The organism is Paenirhizobium naphthalenivorans, assembly GCF_007992095.1.
In the GTDB taxonomy this organism is placed as follows: Bacteria; Pseudomonadota; Alphaproteobacteria; order Rhizobiales; family Rhizobiaceae; genus Allorhizobium; species Allorhizobium naphthalenivorans.
This window is the reverse complement of sequence record NZ_BJZP01000138.1, coordinates 1-526: the sequence shown is the minus strand read 5'-3', so window position 1 is coordinate 526 and position 526 is coordinate 1. Positions and strand designations below refer to the sequence as shown.

The window sequence follows — 526 nt, the reverse complement described above, 5'->3', positions numbered from 1 at the left end:
CTGCGGTCCGCCGCGCGGTCAGCTCGCCACCGTCGACCACGGCCAGCATCTTGCCGGTCTTGCCGGAGGAGAGAATATAGCTGCCGTAGATTGCCGGTAGTCCGCGCGTGTGGTTGTCGGGGAAGACCGATAGCAGTTTGATGCCAATATAGTCGCCCGGTACCCATGCCGGCATGAGCAGCAATGTGGCATCCGCTTCTCCCGGCACGGCGACATCATGATGGTGGCGAACCGGCATGACGCATTGGCTTCGGAACATCCGTTCGATTGCGTCGATCAGTTCTGCCCATTTGAGGGCGTCGGCGGTTTCGCCTTCGTGCAGTACCAGCATACTCTTCTCCTTGGTCGAATGCGCGCCGACACTAGCAAGAGCGGCGCGCTGTTCAAGCGTCAATCGGCGCCTGGCTCAGCGCCGCGGGCATCGGGAACCGCCGCGCCGGGTTGGGGGCAAGGCCGGTTCGTGTTCCTGACGGTCATTGGTTTGTGGTTTTGGTTTGTGGCTTTGGTTTGGTCTGGGGGGGGTGGG

The 526-nt window shown here is 62.2% G+C and carries 1 pseudogene; it reads right to left on the bottom strand.

The features are described from left to right. A pseudogene (locus RNA01_RS23575) lies at nucleotides 1–331 on the bottom strand (bifunctional Delta(1)-pyrroline-2-carboxylate/Delta(1)-piperideine-2-carboxylate reductase); the annotation flags it as partial. Nucleotides 332–526: the final 195 nt, after the last annotated feature.